Source organism: Desulfosporosinus youngiae DSM 17734, from assembly GCF_000244895.1.
GTDB lineage: Bacteria > Bacillota > Desulfitobacteriia > Desulfitobacteriales > Desulfitobacteriaceae > Desulfosporosinus > Desulfosporosinus youngiae.
This window is the reverse complement of the sequence record NZ_CM001441.1, coordinates 4,573,491-4,594,309: the sequence shown is the minus strand read 5'-3', so window position 1 is coordinate 4,594,309 and position 20,819 is coordinate 4,573,491. Positions and strand designations below refer to the sequence as shown.

Sequence of the window (20,819 nt, the reverse complement as noted above, 5' to 3'; positions counted from 1 at the left end):
GTAACCCAAGCATACCGCAACAGGTTCCACAAGTCTACTGAAATCAAGCATTTTTAAGCGCTTTTTCGAGGTCGTTTTCAATCACTGAAAGCATCTTTTTTGTGGGGGTAGAGGCGTTTTTTACGGGGAACACAGAATGCACCCGGAACACTCTGTCCTCCACCACCATATCCCGTTCAATGGTATGGGAGGTTTCATCCGTGTAAACAAAGCTGTCTGCAAAGGTGCGGTGAGAGGTACCCTCGCTGTCGCTTTGCCAAATGATATCGGCGGTTTCGTAAGCGCCGAGGATATTGGTTTTCAGATAATGCTGTGCCGCTAATTTCTCGTTTGTCATATCGCATCTCCTTTACATCTTCATTTCAAAATCGTGTCCGCTATGGTCATCTTCCTTTTGACCGATAGCTAATTTTTTCCTTCTGCCGGTATTCTGCGGTGGTTTTGTGGAGGCATCCTTTAGGGGAACAGGGTTGTCCAGCCGTTCCAAAGCGCGCCCCAGCTGAACCACGCTGCCGCCAATGCCAGCAAGGTCAAAGGGATTATCACCCACAGCGGTGTCCATATCAAGTGCGGCAGCCGCAGCTTCGGCAGAGAAAAATGCTTCTCTTTCTGATTCCCAGCCGGTGACACCGTCTGCTGTATCTGCAACAGGATCTTGCTGCTTTGCTCCAGCTCCGACCTCGCAGGAAGATTGTCCAGTTGTATTTTGATGCTGTGGAGCTGCTGTTGTAAGGTTTTCTGCTGTTTCTCCAAGTTCTCGATTCCATCCCAAATCAGTCCTTGATTGTAGAACAGGTTGTCCAGCTTCTCCTGTGTCAGAGGACAAGACGGGCTGTTCTGCAATGGCTGCTGGGGAATCGGGTCGACTGGCTGCGAGCCTGCGTTCCGTTGCTTCAATTCTTCTAAACTCAAATTCACGCTCCATCATCTCCTTTAAATAGCGGTTGTCATGGAGCTTCAAATCCCGGCAGGACATGGTGTTGGGGCAGGTATAGGTGATATATTTTCTGTTCTCTGTCCATTTTACCGCGTAATCTTGTTGCTCCATATTCTTGATAAACTCTGCTTTTGTGCCACTGATTTTCATCGCCGTATCAATTGCGTTCATCAATGAAAACTTCCAACTTTGCCCCTTGGCGGCGGCACGGTATTCCCGAGAGGCAAGGCTTTTCGATTTACCGCCGTTGTATGGCTCAAGGGTGGTCAGCCCATATTGCCGACAAATTCGGTCGGAATATGCCCGGAGTTTTAGTAGTGTTTTGGGGCCCTGGTGTAATTTTTTGCCTGTTTTAAAGCTGACCGAGTTGATAATAAAGTGAGAATGCAGATGTTCGTTGTCCACATGGGTGGCGATGACCACTTCATAATCGGGATAATTATCCTCCGCAAATTTAACAGCAATCTCATGTGCGGTTTTGGGTGAAATGGTTTCGCCGTCCTTGAAGGCTTGGTCGTAATGATAGAACATGGTTTGGTCAGCCTTTTTAAAGCTGTTCTTGGTTGCCATGAATTCTTGGAAGGCTGTTTCGGGACAGCAGTCCTTGCCGGAGATTAAGCGGATACAGCCTGTCTTATCTGCACACTCGGAATAGGTTTGGTAGTTGACGGTGTGGTCACAATTGAATTTCTCCGGTTCGATGCACACCTTGAAATCCTGCAAAATATATTCGATTTCATTTCGCATGGAGAAGGCATTTTGCTTTTTACAGGGGATGAAGTTGACCGTTGCCATTACCGGTTCACCTCGCAAAGTGCAGAGAGTTTTTCATAGATACCACTTAACTGCGCCTTTGTTTCGGCAAGATAAACGGCATCCACTTTTCCCATATTGGCAAGAGTGGTAAGCTGATTAAGATTTCTGCCGATGGCTTTCAGCTCACTGATAAGCTCCTGAATACCGTCTACCAAAACGATTTCCTTATCGGTTATGGCTCGTTCTAAAAATTCCGTCATGGTAACCCTGCCACGATTGGCTTTTCGTTTCAGGGTTTGATAGGTGCTTTCGCTGATGCGAAAGGCAAAGGGCTTCTTTTTCATGCAACGCATCCTTTCCGTATTATTTCGTTTCTGCCCCCTCGGAGAGCGGAGGGGGCACACGGGGGAACTGGTTCCGCCCGTGAGGCACATCGCCGCTTTCGCGGCTCTGCATTTCCGCAGAAATGCTATGTGCCAAAAGTGGGGTCCGGGGCTTCTGCCCCGAGCGAGCTGTGGCGGGCGTATAGCCCGACGCTCTGCTCGCCTCACCCAAGGGGTGAGAAATGTAGCCGAAACGCCCTCGTTTTATCTGAAATAAGTGCAAATCCGAAGTTGTCCGCAACAGTGGCTCAATTTGCGGTTTTATTCGAGTTAGGTGGAGTTATGCCAATCCACCGTTAATCTCGCCACACAGGGGCGAACAGGGGGCAACGGCGGCGAGATGACTGTCCTGTGACAGTGCTGACAGCAAAGACGGCAAGTTTTGGGGGCGTGATTCTGCCGTCATATCGTCATTACCGTCATAGCGGAGAGTAAATTCCCGCCGCTCAAAAGTCCTGTTCTCGGAATAATGAATGCCGTTTCTACCCAGATGCTCCATATGCCTAATGATTCTCTTCTTCAGAATTGCAGGGCTACAATCCAGATTCAAGTTTTCTATTAGCTCGGTTGCCGTCCCAGTGAAGCTGCCTGCCGATTTTATCAAATCACAGAGAAGAAAAATTTCCTCCGGTATGATCCGCTGCTCCATTTTAATCGGTTCCAGCAGCTCCCATAAAAATTTGTTCTTGTTGAACTCCAAGAACAATTCCCGTCCCTCGATATCTCTGCCGGTGCAGATGAGCGTTGCGGTACTTTCCGTTCGCTTGTCTTTTTGCAGTACAAAGTTTGTATCAGCACCACCAGCAATACCGCTGGTACCCGAAATCATATTGAGCGGATCGGCATCACTTGTTTTTCGAAGATGATGTACGAGCAGGATGGCAAGATGATGACGGTCCGCGATCTGCTTCAGTGTGTTGATGTCATCATAATCTGAGGCATAAGGATTCACATTTGCTGACACTGTTTTGCGAACCTTTTGCAGGGTGTCAATGACAATCAAGCCTGTGTCGGAATGCTCGGTAATAAAACTTTCAATCTGATGCTCTAAACCATTGCCAATGGTTGCACTCATGATTGCAAAGTGCAGCGTAGGCGGTGCTTCGTCGGTAATTTCAAACAACCTGCTTTGGATTCTTGCAAAACTATCCTCTAAACAAAGATACAGGACTTCGCCTCGTAGCGTTTCGAATTTCCATACATTTTCACCCTTTGCCACCTGTAAGCAGATCCACAGGGCTAACCAGCTCTTGCCAATTTTCGGTGAGCCTGCAAGCACATGCAGTCCTTCGGGTAGCAGACCGCTGACAATAAATTTCAGCGGCTCCATGGGTGTGGTCATCAAGGTTTCCGCATCCATGGTTTTTAATTTTTTTGACATTTGTGATTCCTCCTCTTAATTCAACTTGCTTTAAAAGTGCAACAAATCGAATGTTGAAAACTTCTATTCCTTGTGATACCATTGTCCTATATCCAGAAACAGAAATACACAGCGAATCGCAGAAACGCTGGTTTGAGGAAAATCGATTATTTGCGAGAGGAGTGCCTATGGAACAGTACCCACTGATTAAAGTTTTTGAGGGAAATGATAAGCTGATTTACTCCATGGCTTATGCCTATCCGGACAAAGTGACGCAGTATGCGCAAAAGTTCACTGGGAATGGATTGATTGAATTTGTGGAAATGGATTTCGAGGAATACACAACACTGCTCACCGAAACGAAATCCATTCCGCTGACGATGGAAAACTATCAGACAATCAGGAACAAAATATTTGATGTTGCGGAAACCATTGCGGATAAGCACCGCTATGTTTATTTCTTCTTGGTGGGCTTGCTGAACAACATTTTGAAAGAACCCATCTATGCCAAAGACGAATTTGAGGCTGCCTTGCTTAGACCTCTTACAACCTGTATAGAGGAATTGGAACACATTTTAGAACTACAGGAGGTATGCACGAAAGCGGTTATCACCTGTTTAGATAAAGAAAGCCACTCGGACAAGGAAATGTCCCAGCGGCTTTGTGAGTTTGTATCGGAGTACCCCGGCTTTGCCGAGGCTACTGTGAAGATAAAATATGAGCTGCTGCCAAAGAAAAATGGCAAGGTGGATATGGATACGCTTAAGGATATCCATGATTGGAATCTGCGGGAAACAGATGAGTTTTTGGAAATCATGCACCAGGATGGCGGAGGCGTCAGTCTGATGCCATACTATCTGTTTGAATATTTGGATGAGATTCTCTATTTTGAGTTTACCGAGATGCTGAAAAATGCCCAGTTCATTAAGCGATGCAAACTGTGCAGCCGCTATTTTGTGTTGACCGATAAGCGTAAACGGGATTTCTGTGATCGGCCATATAAAGGTGATCGCACCTGCAAGCAGGTTGGCGCAAAGCTGTTTTATGATCAGGGCCTGCAGGGAAACGATTATTTGCTGGCTTTCCTGACCGAGTACAACAAGGTGTACTCTCGCCGTTACCGTGCGGACGGTAAATCGCCAGAAGAGTTTAGCGGTAAGGACATGTCCTCGGAGGAGTATGCCCGATGGGCAAAGCTGGCGCGGCAGGCTCGGAGTGATTATCTTGACGGTAAAATTACGGGCGAAGAAATGCTGGAGAAAATTAAAATGGAATAATAATTTACCAAAGTTTTCAGGGCAATTATTGAGAAATCCTATTCACTAAACAACTAAATACTACATAAAGCTACAATAGAGATTGCTTTCATACCTTGTTTGGAGTACCATTATTATATGGTCAATCGCATGCCTTTGAAAGAAAGCGAGGTGCTTAACATGCCGGAAAACAACATTCAAGATAGATGGATATCCCTGCAAGAGGTCTGCGATTATCTTGGCGTGAAGCGCCACACGGTCATGCGTTGGATTGAACAGCGGGGTATGCCCGCATCCAAGGTGGGAAAGCTCTGGCGTTTCAAAACTGCCGACATTGACGAATGGGTTAAAAAAGGCGGAGCCTCCGATGAGCGGGAGGTTATCAAATGAACGGACTTAAATCTTTAAGTGCCCGCAGGCTTTCTGTTGCCGGATTTTCATTTCTCTTTGCCTATATTCTGTCCTTCCAGTTTGAGGGACAGGTGCTGTATAGTCTGTTGGATCTGCGTGGAACAGACGCCGGCCATTACATACTGGCTGCGATTATCGCACATTTTACAGGGCTTTTCACCTGCGGCCTGTTTGTCAAAACCCAGGCGGCAGCCAAAAGCATGATGATGGGCTCAATGGTCGTATGCTTAGCCGTCACCATCCCCTTCTTTTTTACTCCCTCCGCTTTATGGGCCGGCGGCCTGATTATCGGCGGGTATGCCAGCGGCTGCGCGGTGGCGGCATGGGGATATTTTCTCAGAGCCTTTACGCCCAAAAACGAGCGTATCAAGTCCTGCGCCGACGTTCTGATTTGCTCCAACCTATTGATGATTGCGGTCAACGTGGTTGCCATGAACCGATCGCCCTTTATCGGGCTGGGTCTTTCTATGCTTTGTCTTGTTCTTGGCATGGTTTTTATTTGGATGCTGCCGTTGGAGCAGGAGAATGAGCAAAACAAAACATTTAAAAATAAGACGAATGGCGGCATTAAAAACCCGCTAATATTGCTGTGTCTTTTTGTCTTTATCATTACAATTAATTCCGGACTGATGTATCAGGTCATCAACCCCGCTTTTGAGCATCTGACAGGGCTGGTGAGTTGGTATTGGGCAGTGCCGTATATCGTGGTGCTTGCTATTATGCGCAACCTGCCTATGAAAGCAAAGCGTTCCAGAATTTTGTATATCGGAATGGCAATGATTATGGGAGCGTTCATCAGCTTTATGCTGTTAGGGCGAAACACCTCCGGCTATCTGATTGTGGATACGCTGATGCTCGGTGCTTGCGGTATTTTCGATCTGTTTTGGTGGAGCATCCTTGGAGAAATGCTGGATTATAGCGATAACCCGGCACAAACCTTTGGCATCGGTCTTTCCGCCAATGTATTCGGCGTCCTTTGCGGAGGCGTCTTGGGGATGGCTGTGACATCCATGGGGCTTCCCGGTGCGGAGGTGGCGGTGATTGCCCTGACGGTGGTATGCGTTACATTGGTTATGCTGCCGCCCCTCAACCATCAGCTTGTTCTGTTGCTGAAAAGCCATGCCTACCTTGCCGCTTATGACAATATGAGTCAGTCACAGCAAACGGACATTGTTCGTCAAATTAAAACTCTTGACCCGCTGACCGTCCGGGAGCAGGAGGTATTGCAGCTGATCCTTTCAGGAAAATCCAACCGCGAGATTGCCGGGGCTTTGTTCATCAGTGAGAATACCGTTAAAACACACGCAAGAAGTATTTTTTCAAAATACGATGTAGGGAGCCGTGCGGAGCTCATCAGTACCCTGCTGAAGAACCAAACGGTTGGATGAACCATAAAACCGCATAAATACTGGGTTTAACCGGCCTCTCACCCAAAAGGGTGAGAGGCTTTTTTCTGTAAATTCACCCTTTCGAACGATGCTTTTTGAGGCATCCTTCCCTAAAATGAATACTGGAGGAGGGTTGGTGCAAATGAAATTAATCCGCAAACGACGTAATGGATATGCTTTATTGTTCGCAGCCAGTATTTGTTTGGCGGTGTGGCTCGGCATGGCATTCATGTTAGAAGCGGTTTTCGTCTTTGGATCGATCAGCCTTATCTCTCTCGTGTTATTGGTGAGGCAGAGCCGTCTGCTCTATGACGCAACACTCATTTGGGATAATCGCATCCTCGCAGTGCCATCGGCTCTTATCTCCATACCGGGCCGCCAAATAAAAAAAGACACCGAGGAAACTGTAGTATCTACCTTTGGTGTGTTAATTGGCAGCAGAATCTACCGATGGGGTCTCGACGGGGTACATGGCGTGCGCCTGAGCGCCGTTCAAATTGATAAGGAGCGGATGTACCTTACCTTTGGCGATAAGGATCAGACCATGCGGGTAGAGCTGCTGCACGGAATGACTCAAAAGCAGGCGGTACTGGATGCCGCACAAAAGCTGCTTCGTGAAACCGGCGTAACGGCAGACATCACCGGATGGTAACGCGGCAAAAGCGAGTGATTAATGAAAGAGGAGTGAGTATTATGGGTAAATTCTGCACAAGCTGCGGCACGGCTCTGAATGAGGGAGCGAAATTCTGTGCAAAGTGCGGAGCCAATGCTTTTCAAAGCAATGAATCTGCACAAATAAGTACGGAGACACCACCGCAGGCCGCAAAATCCGAGCAAGGAATTCCGAAAACAATGAACAGTACAAAGAAGAAGCCGCCGATAAACCGGGCTTCGGGTAATGCTCCACAGCACAGTCCGATGGGTGCGGGAAAATTCATCATTACATATATCCGCCAGTCGTTGACGGTGCTGAAAAATCCCAAACATATTCTCCCTACCGCACTGTTGGGGCTTGTCTGGCTGGTGCTTGCGCTGCTGGGTTCTTTCGGAATCAATCCGCTTCCGGTACGCATTCTCAGCTTCCTTACCTTTGCACAGGGCGGGATGTTCGGCGGCGTATTCGGCGCTGTGGGCGGAATTTTAGGCAAGGTGGCGGTCGCTGCTTTTCTGAACGCCGCCATTGTGCCGCTGTTCCAGAAAAAAGCGCCGTTTTCGGGGATAGGCGGCGGTATCAAGGGCTTTTTCAGTGGGATTGCAGTTAAGAGCATAACTGCTGTTGCCCCGCTTTTGGGCGGAGTAGGCGCTTCTTTGCTCCTTTACGCTTTCATGAATAGCACCCAGTCACTGCAAAACAGCATGGTGGGCATTATCGCCTTTATAATGCTGCTGCAGGGCATCGGTAAGCAGGGCGGGTTTTTATGGGGGCTTGCTTTTTCGGCTGCAAACAGTCTTTCCAAGGGCAGAACGCCGTCCTACATAGGAGTCACGCGCTGTATAAGCGGCATGACGCTGGGCTTTGCCCTTGGCGTGGCTCTATCGGCTATGGGTCTGCGCTGGTGTGCGTGGCTGGGAACGGTGCTGCTAATTGCTGCTTTGATATTCGTCATTGTCTCAAAAGGCAAAAAGGAGGTGGCTGTGGCATGAAAAAGATAGGAAAAAAACTCTCCGCAATTTTATTCGTGGCGCTTTGTTGTGTGCTGCTTTTCCCCATAACAGCCATGGCAGAAGAAATAATCGAAGAGCCTATCGCATTGCCGGAAACTATGACAATAACAAAACAATTGTTCAGTGATTCCGGTGAATTGGAACCGGAAAAAATCACCATTAAATCCCACGAAGACGGGCGGTTCTATTTTGAATATCCTGCCAACACCGTATCGGATATGCGCGGTTATGGCGACAACCATTCGATAACAGCATTCCACGTTGAGGGAAGGGCTAATTACAGGATAGATAAAGAAATGGAGCGCAAATTCGGTGCGACAGATAGCAGATGGATTGTAGGGAAATTTTCAGTGCCGGATGAGATTGTCTATACCGTGCTGACACCTTCGGTCTCGGAAAACTATTCCAACGTCAGTAAATTTAGAATGGTTCCTTATGAAGGCTCTCTTGAGACAACGAGCTATGACGATGAGGAATTGGAGCATCATATTTTATTCAAACTAAAATTTCATTGTACCAGAACCGAGACAATTTACGATGTGGAGGGGGGGAGCACAACAAATGAACATTCATACGACGACGAATGGACTTTTGATATGGAGACAGTTGGATTTTCCGACCCATATCCAATAGAGGATACCGACTCTACACAAAACGCAGGAGCTAAGGGAAAGTGGGAATATTACAAACCGGAGGACGGAGGCTGGGGCTTCCGATATAATTTTGGTGGCAATAGCGCAAAAGACGCCGACCATGCCGGACCGTTGGCCACCATTACCATCAGCATTCTTGCGATTTTGCTGTCCATTCTGTTTGGGAATACGGGCGGCTTCATCCCGACTGTGCCCGTGGGGACAGGCGGCGCACCCGCTCCCGTACCTTCGGGCAGCGGTCTGAGCCGATGGCTGCGCTTTGACGGCGACGGAGATATTGAGGCAACCGACCCTGTAAACGGGCAGAAGCGCACCTTTGTCCAAAACGGCGACGGCACCTATACCGACCCCGTCAGCGGTGCTACCTATACCCCCGAGGAGCTTTCCGAACAGCTTGAGCACCGCGCGGATAATGCAAAGACCATCGGGCAGGATGAAGCGCAGTTCAGGCAAAATGTCAGCGAGGATTCTCAGCGCAACCAAGAGCGCAGTGATGAGAGCCGTCAGCTTGAGAAGGACTTGCAGCGTGAGCGGCAGGAGCGAAGCCGCAAGGAGAAGGTTGAGCGCGTTGCCACCGACCTTGGCATGAGCGGCGCCAGCGAAAAGCAGGTTATAGATGAGCTTAAACGACGCATGGAAAGAGACGAGGAGTATCGTCAGAAGATGAACGATTACGCCCAGCGGCGAGACACAGCTGTCGATATTCTCGAAGCTACCGTGGATATTGCCGATTACACGATGGCTGCGGGCGAAGCGGTAGTTCCAGGCGGAAAGACTGTGTCCGCCACCTATAAGGGAATCAAAAATGTCGGCTCCACCATGATGGAAAAGGGTGCAAGCTGGGGCTCCTTTACAGAGGGTGCAATCAAGGGCGGCACCGAAGCCGCAACCACCATGATGAAAGGCGGTATCGGCAAGGCGGGCGTATCCTTCGGCGGCACGGTTGCGGGCGAGGTTGCAGAGGCTGTCAACGACGGCGAGGATTTGACCGACGCATTGGTAAAGGGCACAGTGAAGGGGACCTTTAACGCAGCCAGTGGCGCAGTCGGTGATGCCTACGGCGATGCCGTCGGCGGTACCTACGGCGAGATGCTTGGCAAAGACAGCACGATAAAAAAGGTGGCAGAAACCGCCGGGAAGCTTGGCGAAGTCGGCTTTGAAAAAAACGTCACAGGAACCGTTGGGGATAACCTGAACGGAGAGAACAAATGATGGAGGTAGTATCGTGAAAAAGCTTATGGTTTTATTTCTGGTGTTTATAATGATTTTCACTCTCGCCGCCTGCGGTGAGAAAAGAGAAGGAGGATCGCAAGCTCAAGGTTCTGCTCCGGCTGAAGCAAGCAATGCCCCTTCCGGCGAAGAGGAAAAAGGAAAGGCCGGGCTTTCCCTTGACGATGTCGCCGGGACGTATTCTATGAACACCTATTATGACGGCAAAGAACAGCAGCATACTGTCGTGTTCACAAAGAACGAAAATAAATTGGTGGCATCCAGCGATGCTAAAGGTGAAGAACCTTTTGAATTATCCTATGATCCGGCTTCGGGAACAGCTTCATATGTTCAAAAGATTCCCCATGAAGACAGTGAAATCACAATAGATTCAAAATATACTTTTATCCTTGAGGATGGGAGTACAAAGGTAAACGGTGAAACGACTATATTATTTAAAGGCGAAACAAAAGATGGACCCCGGTATGAAGGATACAAGATCGACTGACTGGAAGTTGGCTTGCTATAACAAGAATTTTAGGAGGTAATCTTATGAAAAAGACATTAATTATATTTTTATCATTGGTACTTATGCTCACCTTCGCCGCTTGCGGTGAAAAGAACGGCGGTAAATCACCGTCAGAAAGCTCCGCGCCCACCGAATCGGGAAATACTCCCTCCAGTAAAGCGGGAGCGGATGAAAACAAGTATTACGGCATCGGCGAGGCGGCAGAGGTCGACGGCATTGAGATTACAATCGACAAGATCGAAATTATTGACGATTCGAGCATTCTCCAGAAATATGTGGAGGGGTCCGTCTATGTCAAAGTTTATGCCACTGTAAAAAATATCTCTGATGAAATACAGTTTGCAAAGGATCCGCTGCTCTGCATCGTTCGAGACGGAGAGTACGACGCCGAGCTATCGGACGAGTCGCGCAACAGAGATGTATGGAATTTTGAAACCGAAGGAATGTATTTTGAGGAGGCGATCGACCCCGGTGAAACGAATAGCGGTTGGATGGTGTTCCAATTAAAACCGGACGAAAAAGAAATCATCATGAAATATAACGTCATGTACGATACCGTTAAATTTAAGCTTCCAATAGCCTAAGCGTGCGAAAGGAGATATCGTTATGAAACGAAAAATACTATCCTTCCTGCTGGCAATCACCATGCTGCTGTCTTTGACGGCGGGGCTTTCCGGCTGCGGCTCTGGTAATCAGGCTAAGACTCCCGGCACACAGAAATCCGAAACCTTTACGGTGGAGGAAAACCAGACGGCCGTTGCCTCAAAGGACGGCGCAGCAATGGACTTCGGCTGTCTGTTGGAGACTGGTGAGAAGATTACCATACAAAAGGTAACGCCCACTCCCGTTGACAGTGATGTTGACATCTACGCCTACGATTTTACGCTGTCCTCGGGTCAGCCCGATGGGGTTGTAGAGCTTGCAATTCCTTATGACGACGCGGGACTTAGTGCCGACGAGGAAATTCTGTCGGTCTGCGGCAAGTATCTAAACGAAGAAACAAAGCAATGGGAGGATGTCCTTTATACGGTGGACGCTGAAGCCAACAAGGTGCATATTCTCACCGACCACCTCTCCACCTATAGCGTGTTTAAGGTCACGAACGCAGGAAAGCGCAGCGAATACATTTCCGATGTCAACGTCTACGCCGCTTACATGACGACAAAGCAAGCGGAGCAGCTGCTCAAAACCTACGCCGAGCAGGGTGTGTCGTGGCAAGAGGATGTTATATCAGCGTTTTTAAATGCAAACAGCTCACTGCCGATGTTCGCTGAAACAAATATCCCCACTCTCGTATCGCTTGGAGGCGCATACGACGATATGATCACCGAACCGTTCGGCAACGCGTTGACGGTTTTGGGCATCGCGACCTCCTGCACCCAGTTCGCGTATGACGCATACAGCAACGGACTGACAAGCAAAGAAACGTCGATCAGCGGAATGAAAACCGTGTTGAATCTGGGGCTGAATTTGGCATCGTCAAAAAAATATCTATTGGATTCATTTCAGGTGGCCTATGTGGGCGTTGGAGTGATTGACATCGCGCTTACCGATGTGATGAATTTCGCCATCGACACCAAGTATGAAAGCACAAAAAATATGTACAACGCCTATTACGCAAGACCCGAAAACAAGCGCCGTGTCAAGGATTGGTACGATCTATTCAAGAAGATAAACAAAGAAAACAAATCCGCCCCGCAGACAGCTCTCGACAAAATGCAGAGCGAGATTGACAACTATGTAAACAAATACTGGGAGGTTGCAGCAAGCGACTGGGATTCATGGATAGACGCATATGAAAAGAACGGCAAGCTGTCCAAGTATCCGTGGCCGTCGGAGAGCGACCGCAATAAAATATCAAGCAATTACAAAGCTGAGATCTATGATTACCTTCAGGTTATGTTCCAGTCTCTGAGCCGGGATATGTATTTTGATGCCCTAACTCAGCGGGAAAAGGAGTATAAAGAACTTGCCGCACTGCTAAATAGGGTATACACCTTGAACTTCAGGGAGGATTATGACACTGAGAAGGCAAAATGGGCCAACGCATATGTCAAACTGGCCCCGCTTTCAGATAAAACCACGGCAAAAGAGTGGACCATCCGCCTTGACGACGAAGCAAACGGACAGATGAAGTTCACTCTGGGTGCCCATGAAACGGCGAGATTCCCTATGAAGGTGGAATTCTATAAAACAGAAAAGGACTTGGAAGAGGGTAAGGTTGCCTTGAGTGCCAAGCTCAAACCCTTTGTAAAAACCGAAATGGAGGTCATTTTAAATACAAAAACCAATAAGGTGGACTATTCCGGAACATATACAGGGGTCATGAATGTTACGGAAACAGGTAAGGATATTGATGTGACAACTGTAGTCACATTTGAAAAGGATTTTGGAGACGGCTCTTACTATAAAATCGTCTGCTCAAATAATGAAACCGGGAGCACCTACATCAACGGCAGCTATTTTGTGCGGTGGTCGACAGGCGAGGCAAATATTGCGGGAGCAAAATTTGTATTCTCCGCTGACGGAACATCGTTCAGCGCCTCAATGCGAGACCACAACGATAAAGAGTGGGGCGTGATTACCTGTCAGAAGTGAAAACGACCCCAAGCACAAGATATGTCGGCCAACATGAGAAAACAGCGCACAATAATCGGATCAAACAAACTGGAGGCATATCCATGAGAGATAATATTCCATCTGCGGGCAGAGGCAATAAAATCTTGCCCGCAATACTGATCGCGGCCAATCTGCTGATGCTTGTGATAGGCGTTCTCACCATACCGCCCAATTTGCCGTCAGCAGCAGTAAAGCAATCTCCTGCGCCGAAGACGGAGCAAACAGCGCTCGTTACACCGGCATCGGAGAAAGAAACCCCGCCTGCGGCCACGGAAAGCGGCAGTATTCCCGCGCCGGAGGTAACAGGCGTGAGCTTATCCACGGAGGAACGCCCCGATTTGGAGGACTTTCTCTGGTACACAGAGGACATGGCTTACGACGGAGTTCCCTCCGACGCAAATATCATCGACAACATCGACCCGCTGACCGGAAGCTGGAAAGCACTGATTATTTACGACCCCGATAACGAATATGACGCGGGCGCTATGGAGTTTCTCAATGTCGCCCTTGCAGGTGCGGCGGAGAGCCTGAGCCTCACCCTCGACTGGTATCAGATTTTTTGGGCAAACGAGGGAGAACGCTTCGACGAAACGGATATGGAGGACGGCGTATTTCTGGGCAAGTGGGAAAACGGCGGCCTGTGGGCATCCGGTGCGGGAACGATTCGCCTGACACAGTTCTACGAGCAAAGCGGAAAGCAATACGCCATCGGCACGATGGATACGCCCGACGGGATACCGGCGCTTGTGGCGCTGGTGCGGCCATAAGGAGGTGCAGATATGGGAAAATATTGTACGAATTGCGGCAAGGAGCTTCATACCGGCGCTCGCTTCTGCGCCAAATGCGGCGCGGCGGTGCTTGACGTGCCCGCGAATCCTGTCCCCGCAGCACAGCCGAAACCTGTGCCGCCTATGCAGCCGATAGTCGAGGCACAGCCTCAAAAAAGCGCCCCACCTGCTGTGCCGCCAAAACGAAAAAACACCGCAGCACCGAAGAAAAACGGCGGACGCAATACGCTGTGCATTGTGTTGTCCGTCCTGCTCTTAATACAGATCGCGGCGGTGGCCCTCTACGGTTGGCCGGGGTTTATGGTCGGCGGCGGGGTCAAGCGCCCTTCCGTACAGAAAAGCGACAGCTTTACCTTGCAGGAAGGGCAGACCGCAGTTTCAACCGATAGCGGCGTGACGGTGGACTTTGGCCCATATAACGCAATGGACGGAGAAAAGGTGTCGGTAAAGGAGCTGTCCGCCGACAGCGACAGCATAGAGGGCGGCACACGCACGGCCTATGACATTTCAGCCGGTGAACGCACCGAGTTTGACGGGCTTTTGACTATCACGCTGCCCTATGACGAAAGCGAAACCGATTCCACCGATGAGGAAGGCTCCGTGCTGGCGGAGTATTACAACAGGGAAACCGGCGAATGGGAGCTTGTGGACTACACCGTAAACACCACCGACAACACTGTTGCCATCACCACCGACCATCTTTCGGAATACTGCACCGTCACACTGAAGGACGCCGGTTCGCCCTACGCGCTGCTGTCCAAATTCAGCAGCAAACGTCTGGACGATGAAACCGCCCTCGCCATTTTGCAGGAATTTGAAGCGTCCGGCAAGCCCGGCGAGGTGGGTGACAGTTTGCTGCGCGGATTTTACAAGCAGTTCTTACCCATACAATACCAGCAATATCTCGGTGACGCTGAAGCGGAACTGGTACATGAGGTGCAGGGCTGGCTGATAGACGTAAGCGAACTGGCGGCGCAAGGCGGCGGCTATAAACAGGCGGCAAACATACTGGAGAAAAGCGGCTATATGCTCCTTGGGGTTTCCGCCTTATCACTGGGCGACACCATGATAGACGCATATAAGGGCAACGAATCTGCCGAAACGGTGGCGGCTGAGGCATATAAGCTGTCCTACAACGTGGGCGTGGCATTGCTGGACTATAAAAAAATCACCACCGGCATGGTACAGCTCTCCATGCTGGGGGTCATCGCCCTTGACTACTCTCTGAACAAGTTCATGGTCGCAGCCGACCAAACCTATAAGGACGCCCTGTTTAATGTGGTCATCGCTTACAACGAGGAGATACACCCGTGGACGGAGGCCGAATGGTACGCCCGTATTATGGGACTATACAAAAACCGTGGCGACGACCCGGAAAAGTTCAACGCCGCCCTGCGCGGTATTATGGAGAATTACAGCGCCCGTTACTTTTTCGATAACCCGGAGGAGCAGCTTGTAGCCACCAACGAAGCTGGGCTGCACGCCTACACCACGGGGCTTCTTCCCGAAACAGACGCCGCCCGTGAGTATTGCATCGAGCAGTATATGGCGCGTTTGGGCGAAAGGCTCCAGCCTGTGCTTTCGGACGTTGCACAGCGGATGCGCTATGATTCCCTCAAGGCTTACAGCAAAAACGCCACGGAGCTGCGTCAGGCGCTTAATGCGCCGCTGGAGTTTGAAATCATTGAGGAAATCCCCGACGGTGAAAAGAGTAAATACGCAGGCGCAACCGTGGTAATCTCCCGGCCGGGTGCACCTGTGGGCGGAGCTTGGACGGTGGGGCTTGATAAGGACGGGCGAGCTTCACTTGACGCCACCATCGTGGGCTACATACAGGCGGGATTGCCCACCCAGCTTCGCCTATGGAACAAGGGCGATGACCATTACGAGGATGCCCCGGCGTTGACGCAGGAATTTAAGGTGAAAGAAAAGATCACGGTAATCCCGCTGGGAGGCATGAGGATAGAAGCTAAATGGTTTGAGGGTTACTGGTCACAAGACCCGGATTATGATCCATATCTCGACGTAGCAATTAAGATATTGGACGAGAAAACCTGTGCATTTTATGTAGGCATCATGTCCCGTTACACGGAACTGGATGAGTCGAAGTATTATACGTGTAACTATGTATTTGACCCGGTAGGACATACTCTTATCATTGAAAACTATAAAGATTTCCCCGATGGCGTTATGCTGATTGCATGTGACAAATCCGAAGGGCAGTACGGGGCTGACTATATTCAGTTCAGGAAGGGAGAGGGATACCAATATTCAGCACTGGGGGATGTCATTCGTATGGAATAAACAACAGGAGGGAAAATGTGACAAAGAAAGGAATCAGCAAAACACCGCTCTTTTTGCGAGTTATATCCATACTGATGCTGCTTGCCGCCCTGCCCATGCTGCTGTGGTGCTTGAATCTCATTGACAACGCGGCGCTGGACCACACCTACGCCGGAGCTGGCTGCTTCGCGGCTGGAATAGCGTACATCTTTTCTATGGTAACGGCCATCGCGGGCCTTGCCTTTGCAGGGAGACTCCACCGACATTGCTGGTGTCAGATGCTTGGCTATATACAACTGGCGGCGGTGGTGCTGCTGATCGTTCCGCTTTACTCCTATGCCGCGCTCGCGCTACCGCCGCTTTTCATCGTGACCGTCCTGTATTTGTTCGGCGTGGGCTGGCGTGAAAAGCGGGACTACGAATAACAATGAAAGGAGCGTCGAGATGGCAAAGAAGAAAACAAGCAAAAACATTCCTCTGCCCATTCTCATCCTTATCAGCGCCGTGCTGCTGTTTGCCATGTATTTGAGCCTCTCTACGCTGGCGCTGGCGATATGGGGCGATTCCGTCATGGGTACGGTGGACAGCTATCAGGCGCGGTTGGATGATACCGACGCAGGGCAAAACCGCTCCCGCACCGTTTCCAAGGGCTATTGGTTTGTGGTAAACGGCAAAGAGTACCGAGGATATGTGATATATAGCAGTGACGAGGCATGGCCGTCCTTGGACGAGGGCAAAACGCGCTCCGAGCGCATCCGCTACCTTGGCCTTTTCCCATACGTCAACAAGCCCTCCGCGTTGTGCGAATTTGACGAGATGGGAGAGGTGGCAATTATTTACCATATTCTCTCGCCCATCGGTTATCTGCTTTTGCTGCTACTTGTCATCCGCACAGCCAGACGCGGGAAAAAGAAGAAACCAGCGGCGAGGAAACCCGCCGCGCCTCAAATAGTAAGGAGTGATACGGATATGTTTTGTCGGGGCTGTGGAAACAAACTGACGGAGGGTGCGGCTTTCTGTTCTGCCTGCGGCGCAAACACACAGACCGGCGCCCCCGGCGTGTGTACGGCCTGCGGCGCGAAGCTGCCGGAGGGAGCCGAATTTTGCATCGGTTGCGGCAAGGCGGTGAATTTGAGAACGCCGGAGCCGATGGAGGTAAGCCAAGCGGCATCTTCCGCTCCCCCACAGGGCGGCTCGGGGCTGGTCGGCTTTTCCGACAGGTGTAATTCGCCGGAGATACTGGCCGCCGCACAGAAAAACAAGAAATCCTCTATTGGCTGTATGTGGATATTGGTTTTCGTGCCACTCATCGGCTTTCCCGTCGCCGGTCTGCTGATGGACGATTTCCCCTTTGGAGAATCCCTTGTCATCGGTGTTGGCATTGCTCTTTTCATGCTGGTCGTTAATCTGCTGGCGTTGCGAAAGACCAAGCAGCCCATGTGGGAGGGCGTGGTCGTCAATAAGTACAGCAAGGAGAAAAGCGAGCATAGGGGCGGCGAGGACGACAACTGGCGAACTTATACGGAATATAACACGATCATCAACACCGACGCGGGCAAGAAAAAGACCATCGTGGAAAAGGACAGTGGTCGGCATATGTACGACTATCTTTCCGTTGGCGACAGGGTGCGGTTTCACCCAAGATTCGGTACATACGAGAAATACGATAAATCCAAAGACCGCATCATCTACTGCAACGTCTGCTCCATGATGAACCCCATACAAAATGATCGCTGCAAGAGGTGTAATAACCTGTTATTCAAATAAGGAGGCTTTTCGTAATGGATAAATTTATTACCATGCTGGAGGCGGTGGAGTTTGCCGCCACGCGCTGCACAAGCTGGCGCTTTGCCACTGCCGATGATAAATACGACGTAAAAGGCTTGCTGGTGCTTGCCGAGACAAGCGACAGCGAAGACCCCATCGATGAGGACAGCTTTTATGTGGTTTCGCCCGCCGGAGCCATCGGCTTATGCGAGGACGGCGAGGACATCAACTGGCTGTTTCTGTCCGATAATGCACCGAATGAGGATTTGCCGCTCACACACCAAGCTGCCCCGCAGATAAGATTCTGCCCCAAATGCGGCGCTCTCGTCGTTCCAGCCACACGTTTTTGCGGAAAGTGCGGCAATAGACTATAAGACATCTTTGAATAAACAGAAGAATTCTAAAATGTGGCATAATAGTTAAGACGAACAGGCAGTTTTACCTGCTGTCTGTTCGTCTTTTATATCATTCTTTTTTCCGTATTCAGTTTACCTTGACCCTCGGTTCACAAGTTGTCTTTATGGCTACTTGTATTTGAGCGAGGGTTTTTTTTATTGCTCAGAGACCTCATTAGATTCCAATGCAAATAGCGTACCAACACAATTTTAGACAATCCGTCACTTTGCCTGAAGTTAAGGTCGAAAACCGGGGCATTTGTGGGACGATTGAGTGACATTCCTGCCCCAATGGATCATAGCCGGGATTCACAAAGATGTCCTTAAACCTTCACATACCTGCAGATCAGCAGTTTAGGGGCTGTTGGCACAATAATTGCAAAAAAATAGACTTTGAGTAACAATCTTCAGCATTTGGAAGGTATAGCTTTTGAAGGTATAGCCCCAACGATAGGTATAATTGGGCATGGAGGTGAAAAGATGTTTGCAAAATTGATTTGGCGGAATGCCAAAAGGCGGCCTTGGCAGCAAGGGCTTACCCTGTTTGTCGTTATGGTCTGCGCGGCCGCCCTGGCAGCCGGGATACTGTTGGTCTGGGGTATTGAGAAAGCAGGGCAAAGTGCCGTCGATAATCTGGGAGCGGACGTTATGGCTATACCGGCAGATGCTCACTTTGAACCTGGTCAAGTTCTATTTACCGGGGTGCCTGCCAATATCTATATGAATTCAGAAGTGTTGAAGGAGATTGAGACGGTTCCCGGTGTGGAAGCCCTATCGGCACAATTCTTCAGCCAGACTCTTAATCAAAGCTGTTGCAGCCTGCCGGAAGAATACCGGCTGGTTGGCTATGATCCACAAACGGATTTTCTGGTCAGGGAATTATTAGCGAAAGGGGTGGGCAGGGATTTAAAAAACACAGAGGTTATTGTCGGTGGGAATGTACCTGCTTTTCTGGGTGACAGGGTGGTGGTCTTAGCGGAGCCCTTTGATGTGGCCGGTTATTTGGAGCCGATGGGAGGAAGTATTGACGACACGATTTTTGTGCCCATCGAAACGGCCCGAAGACTTGCCGGAAAAAGTCCCTATTTACAGGAATATTGGCAAGAAGATGGGAACCCGGATGAGTTGGTTTCGACGGTGCTGATTAAAACCAAAGAGGGGGCCGACCCGAGTCAAGTCGCCAAAGATATCGACAGGATCCGTGGGATTAAAAGCGTGACAGCAGGGAAATTATTTTCCGAGCTTAAGGAAGAGCTCCTGGTGCTTAAAGAAATCCTGCGTTTGATGTTGGTCATTATCTGTGGAATCACCATAGCTTCTCTGGCATCACGCTATTCTTCCCTGGTACTGGAAAGACAGCAGGAATTGGCACTGCTGCGGGCACTGGGAACGGAAAAAGGAAGCCTGTTTAAGCTGGTCATGCTGGAAACCCTTTGCAGCGGACTGGCGGCAGCCGTCATGGGCTGTCTGGTCGGATATGGCTTGGTGCTTTATCTGGCGAAATCCCTTAGCAGACACAGTTCCTTTCCCTTTATGCTGCCTGAGGCAGCCCAGCTTTGTGCCGCGTGCTTGGGGGTCATCGTTTTTATTCTGCTCATCTGTTGTTTGGCAGCCTTCTGGCCGGCAAGAAGTTCGTCGCGCTTGGATCCCGTCATCGCTTTGACTGAAGGAGAGCTGAAGTAGGGAGGTTTCTATGGAAGTATCATTAAGAAACATTACACACCATTACCGGGATGGTATGGGAGAGCGGGTTACTCCCCTGCGCAATCTTGATTTAACCATGCGGAGCGGAGAGTCTCTCGTGCTCTATGGGCCGTCTGGGTGTGGCAAGAGTACGCTGCTGTTTATCTTGGGTTGTATGCTAAAGCCTTCGGAAGGACAGGTGACGATAGACGGGTGCTCTCTCCTTCAATATGGTGAAAAGGATTTAGCCGAATTAAGAAACCGTAAAATTGGTTTCTTGTTTCAGATGTGCTATTTGCTCCCTACCCTGACTGTCAGAGAAAATATCATGCTTCCGTTCTGGATCCGGGGAGGGAAAGCAGGGGATAGAGGGGCGGATAGCAAGGCAGTTGAACGTTTGCTGGAACAGTTGGAGCTGGAGGAACGGGCTGATTTTTTGCCGTATCAGCTCAGCGGTGGTCAGAGACGCCGGGTGGCTATGGCCAGGGCCTTGGCTAATGACCCGGAGATGATTTTGGCCGATGAGCCTACGGCGGAGCTTGATGAGGAGAAAAAGGGCTTTGTGGGGAAGTGGCTGGGTGAGCAGGCAGGAAAAAAGAAGATTGTGGTGGTGGCTACTCACGACCCTCAATTAGCGGCTTATGCCGGGCGGGTTTACAGCTTAAGTCAGGGACAGCTGCAGGAAAAGGTTTTGGCAAGGGAAACCGTTTGTAGTTCGGGATAGGCAACAGCCAATG

General features: G+C 49.9%; 20 protein-coding genes. 16 read left to right on the top strand and 4 right to left on the bottom strand.

All coding sequences use genetic code 11. The features are described from left to right. Positions 1-43 precede the first annotated feature (43 nt). The 4 genes from DESYODRAFT_RS21225 to DESYODRAFT_RS21210 all read right to left on the bottom strand — a co-directional run bounded on the left by DESYODRAFT_RS21225 (position 44) and on the right by DESYODRAFT_RS21210 (position 3,457). Positions 44-337, bottom strand: coding sequence for a hypothetical protein (locus tag DESYODRAFT_RS21225; RefSeq protein WP_007786243.1), 294 nt, complete (start codon positions 335-337; stop codon positions 44-46). A gap of 12 nt (positions 338-349) precedes the next feature. Continuing rightward, on the bottom strand, positions 350-1,732 hold the full coding sequence (locus DESYODRAFT_RS21220; protein ID WP_007786242.1) for a relaxase/mobilization nuclease domain-containing protein: 1,383 nt from the start codon (positions 1,730-1,732) through the stop codon (positions 350-352). After that, on the bottom strand, positions 1,732-2,037 hold the full coding sequence (locus tag DESYODRAFT_RS21215) for a plasmid mobilization protein (protein WP_007786240.1): 306 nt from the start codon (positions 2,035-2,037) through the stop codon (positions 1,732-1,734). The genes DESYODRAFT_RS21220 and DESYODRAFT_RS21215 overlap by 1 nt, the downstream gene beginning before the upstream one ends. Before the next feature lie 319 nt (positions 2,038-2,356). Then, positions 2,357-3,457 carry an AAA family ATPase gene (locus tag DESYODRAFT_RS21210; protein ID WP_007786237.1) on the bottom strand — a complete coding sequence of 367 codons (1,101 nt, stop codon included), beginning with the start codon at positions 3,455-3,457 and terminating at the stop codon, positions 2,357-2,359. A 167-nt stretch (positions 3,458-3,624) separates the two neighbouring features. On the opposite strand from DESYODRAFT_RS21210, the gene DESYODRAFT_RS21205 reads away from it, so the two are divergent. From DESYODRAFT_RS21205 to DESYODRAFT_RS21130, 16 genes are all read left to right on the top strand, one after another. Further along, positions 3,625-4,713, top strand: a complete 1,089-nt coding sequence (locus tag DESYODRAFT_RS21205) for a DUF6076 domain-containing protein (RefSeq protein WP_007786236.1) — start codon at positions 3,625-3,627, stop codon at positions 4,711-4,713. A 117-nt stretch (positions 4,714-4,830) separates the two neighbouring features. Further along, positions 4,831-5,082, top strand: coding sequence for a helix-turn-helix domain-containing protein (locus tag DESYODRAFT_RS21200; protein ID WP_007786234.1), 252 nt, complete (start codon positions 4,831-4,833; stop codon positions 5,080-5,082). Beyond that, positions 5,079-6,491 carry a LuxR C-terminal-related transcriptional regulator gene (locus tag DESYODRAFT_RS29640; RefSeq protein WP_007786232.1) on the top strand — a complete coding sequence of 471 codons (1,413 nt, stop codon included), beginning with the start codon at positions 5,079-5,081 and terminating at the stop codon, positions 6,489-6,491. Before DESYODRAFT_RS21200 ends, DESYODRAFT_RS29640 begins: the two co-directional genes overlap by 4 nt. Before the next feature lie 142 nt (positions 6,492-6,633). Then, a complete protein-coding gene (locus tag DESYODRAFT_RS21190; RefSeq protein WP_007786230.1) occupies positions 6,634-7,143 on the top strand; it encodes a hypothetical protein in 510 nt (169 codons plus the stop codon). A 41-nt stretch (positions 7,144-7,184) separates the two neighbouring features. Further along, on the top strand, positions 7,185-8,135 hold the full coding sequence (locus tag DESYODRAFT_RS21185; RefSeq protein ID WP_007786229.1) for a zinc-ribbon domain-containing protein: 951 nt from the start codon (positions 7,185-7,187) through the stop codon (positions 8,133-8,135). Continuing rightward, the gene (locus tag DESYODRAFT_RS28810) at positions 8,132-10,021 is read left to right on the top strand and encodes a hypothetical protein (RefSeq protein ID WP_007786228.1); all 1,890 of its coding nucleotides are present in this window, start codon (positions 8,132-8,134) and stop codon (positions 10,019-10,021) included. Before DESYODRAFT_RS21185 ends, DESYODRAFT_RS28810 begins: the two co-directional genes overlap by 4 nt. A gap of 13 nt (positions 10,022-10,034) precedes the next feature. Further along, the gene (locus DESYODRAFT_RS21175; RefSeq protein ID WP_007786227.1) at positions 10,035-10,526 is read left to right on the top strand and encodes an LptM family lipoprotein; all 492 of its coding nucleotides are present in this window, start codon (positions 10,035-10,037) and stop codon (positions 10,524-10,526) included. Between the two features lie 44 nt (positions 10,527-10,570). After that, positions 10,571-11,131, top strand: coding sequence for a DUF4352 domain-containing protein (locus tag DESYODRAFT_RS21170; protein ID WP_007786226.1), 561 nt, complete (start codon positions 10,571-10,573; stop codon positions 11,129-11,131). Positions 11,132-11,153: 22 nt separating this feature from the next. Further along, entirely contained in the window at positions 11,154-13,145 is a 1,992-nt protein-coding gene (locus DESYODRAFT_RS21165) for a hypothetical protein (protein ID WP_007786225.1), read from the top strand. Positions 13,146-13,228: 83 nt separating this feature from the next. Then, positions 13,229-13,933: a hypothetical protein gene (locus DESYODRAFT_RS21160; RefSeq protein WP_007786224.1), complete on the top strand. Its 705-nt coding sequence runs from the start codon at positions 13,229-13,231 to the stop codon at positions 13,931-13,933. A gap of 12 nt (positions 13,934-13,945) precedes the next feature. Beyond that, complete coding sequence (locus tag DESYODRAFT_RS21155) at positions 13,946-16,258, top strand: zinc ribbon domain-containing protein (protein ID WP_007786223.1); 2,313 nt, start codon at positions 13,946-13,948, stop codon at positions 16,256-16,258. A gap of 17 nt (positions 16,259-16,275) precedes the next feature. Then, positions 16,276-16,662 (top strand): hypothetical protein, encoded by a 387-nt coding sequence (locus DESYODRAFT_RS21150; RefSeq protein WP_007786222.1) that lies wholly within the window; start codon positions 16,276-16,278, stop codon positions 16,660-16,662. Between the two features lie 19 nt (positions 16,663-16,681). Further along, entirely contained in the window at positions 16,682-18,004 is a 1,323-nt protein-coding gene (locus tag DESYODRAFT_RS21145; protein WP_007786220.1) for a zinc ribbon domain-containing protein, read from the top strand. A 14-nt stretch (positions 18,005-18,018) separates the two neighbouring features. Further along, complete coding sequence (locus DESYODRAFT_RS21140; RefSeq protein ID WP_007786218.1) at positions 18,019-18,378, top strand: zinc ribbon domain-containing protein; 360 nt, start codon at positions 18,019-18,021, stop codon at positions 18,376-18,378. Positions 18,379-18,879: 501 nt separating this feature from the next. Further along, positions 18,880-20,082, top strand: a complete 1,203-nt coding sequence (locus tag DESYODRAFT_RS21135; protein WP_007786217.1) for an ABC transporter permease — start codon at positions 18,880-18,882, stop codon at positions 20,080-20,082. Positions 20,083-20,092: 10 nt separating this feature from the next. Beyond that, positions 20,093-20,806, top strand: coding sequence for an ABC transporter ATP-binding protein (locus tag DESYODRAFT_RS21130; RefSeq protein WP_007786215.1), 714 nt, complete (start codon positions 20,093-20,095; stop codon positions 20,804-20,806). Positions 20,807-20,819 lie beyond the last annotated feature (13 nt).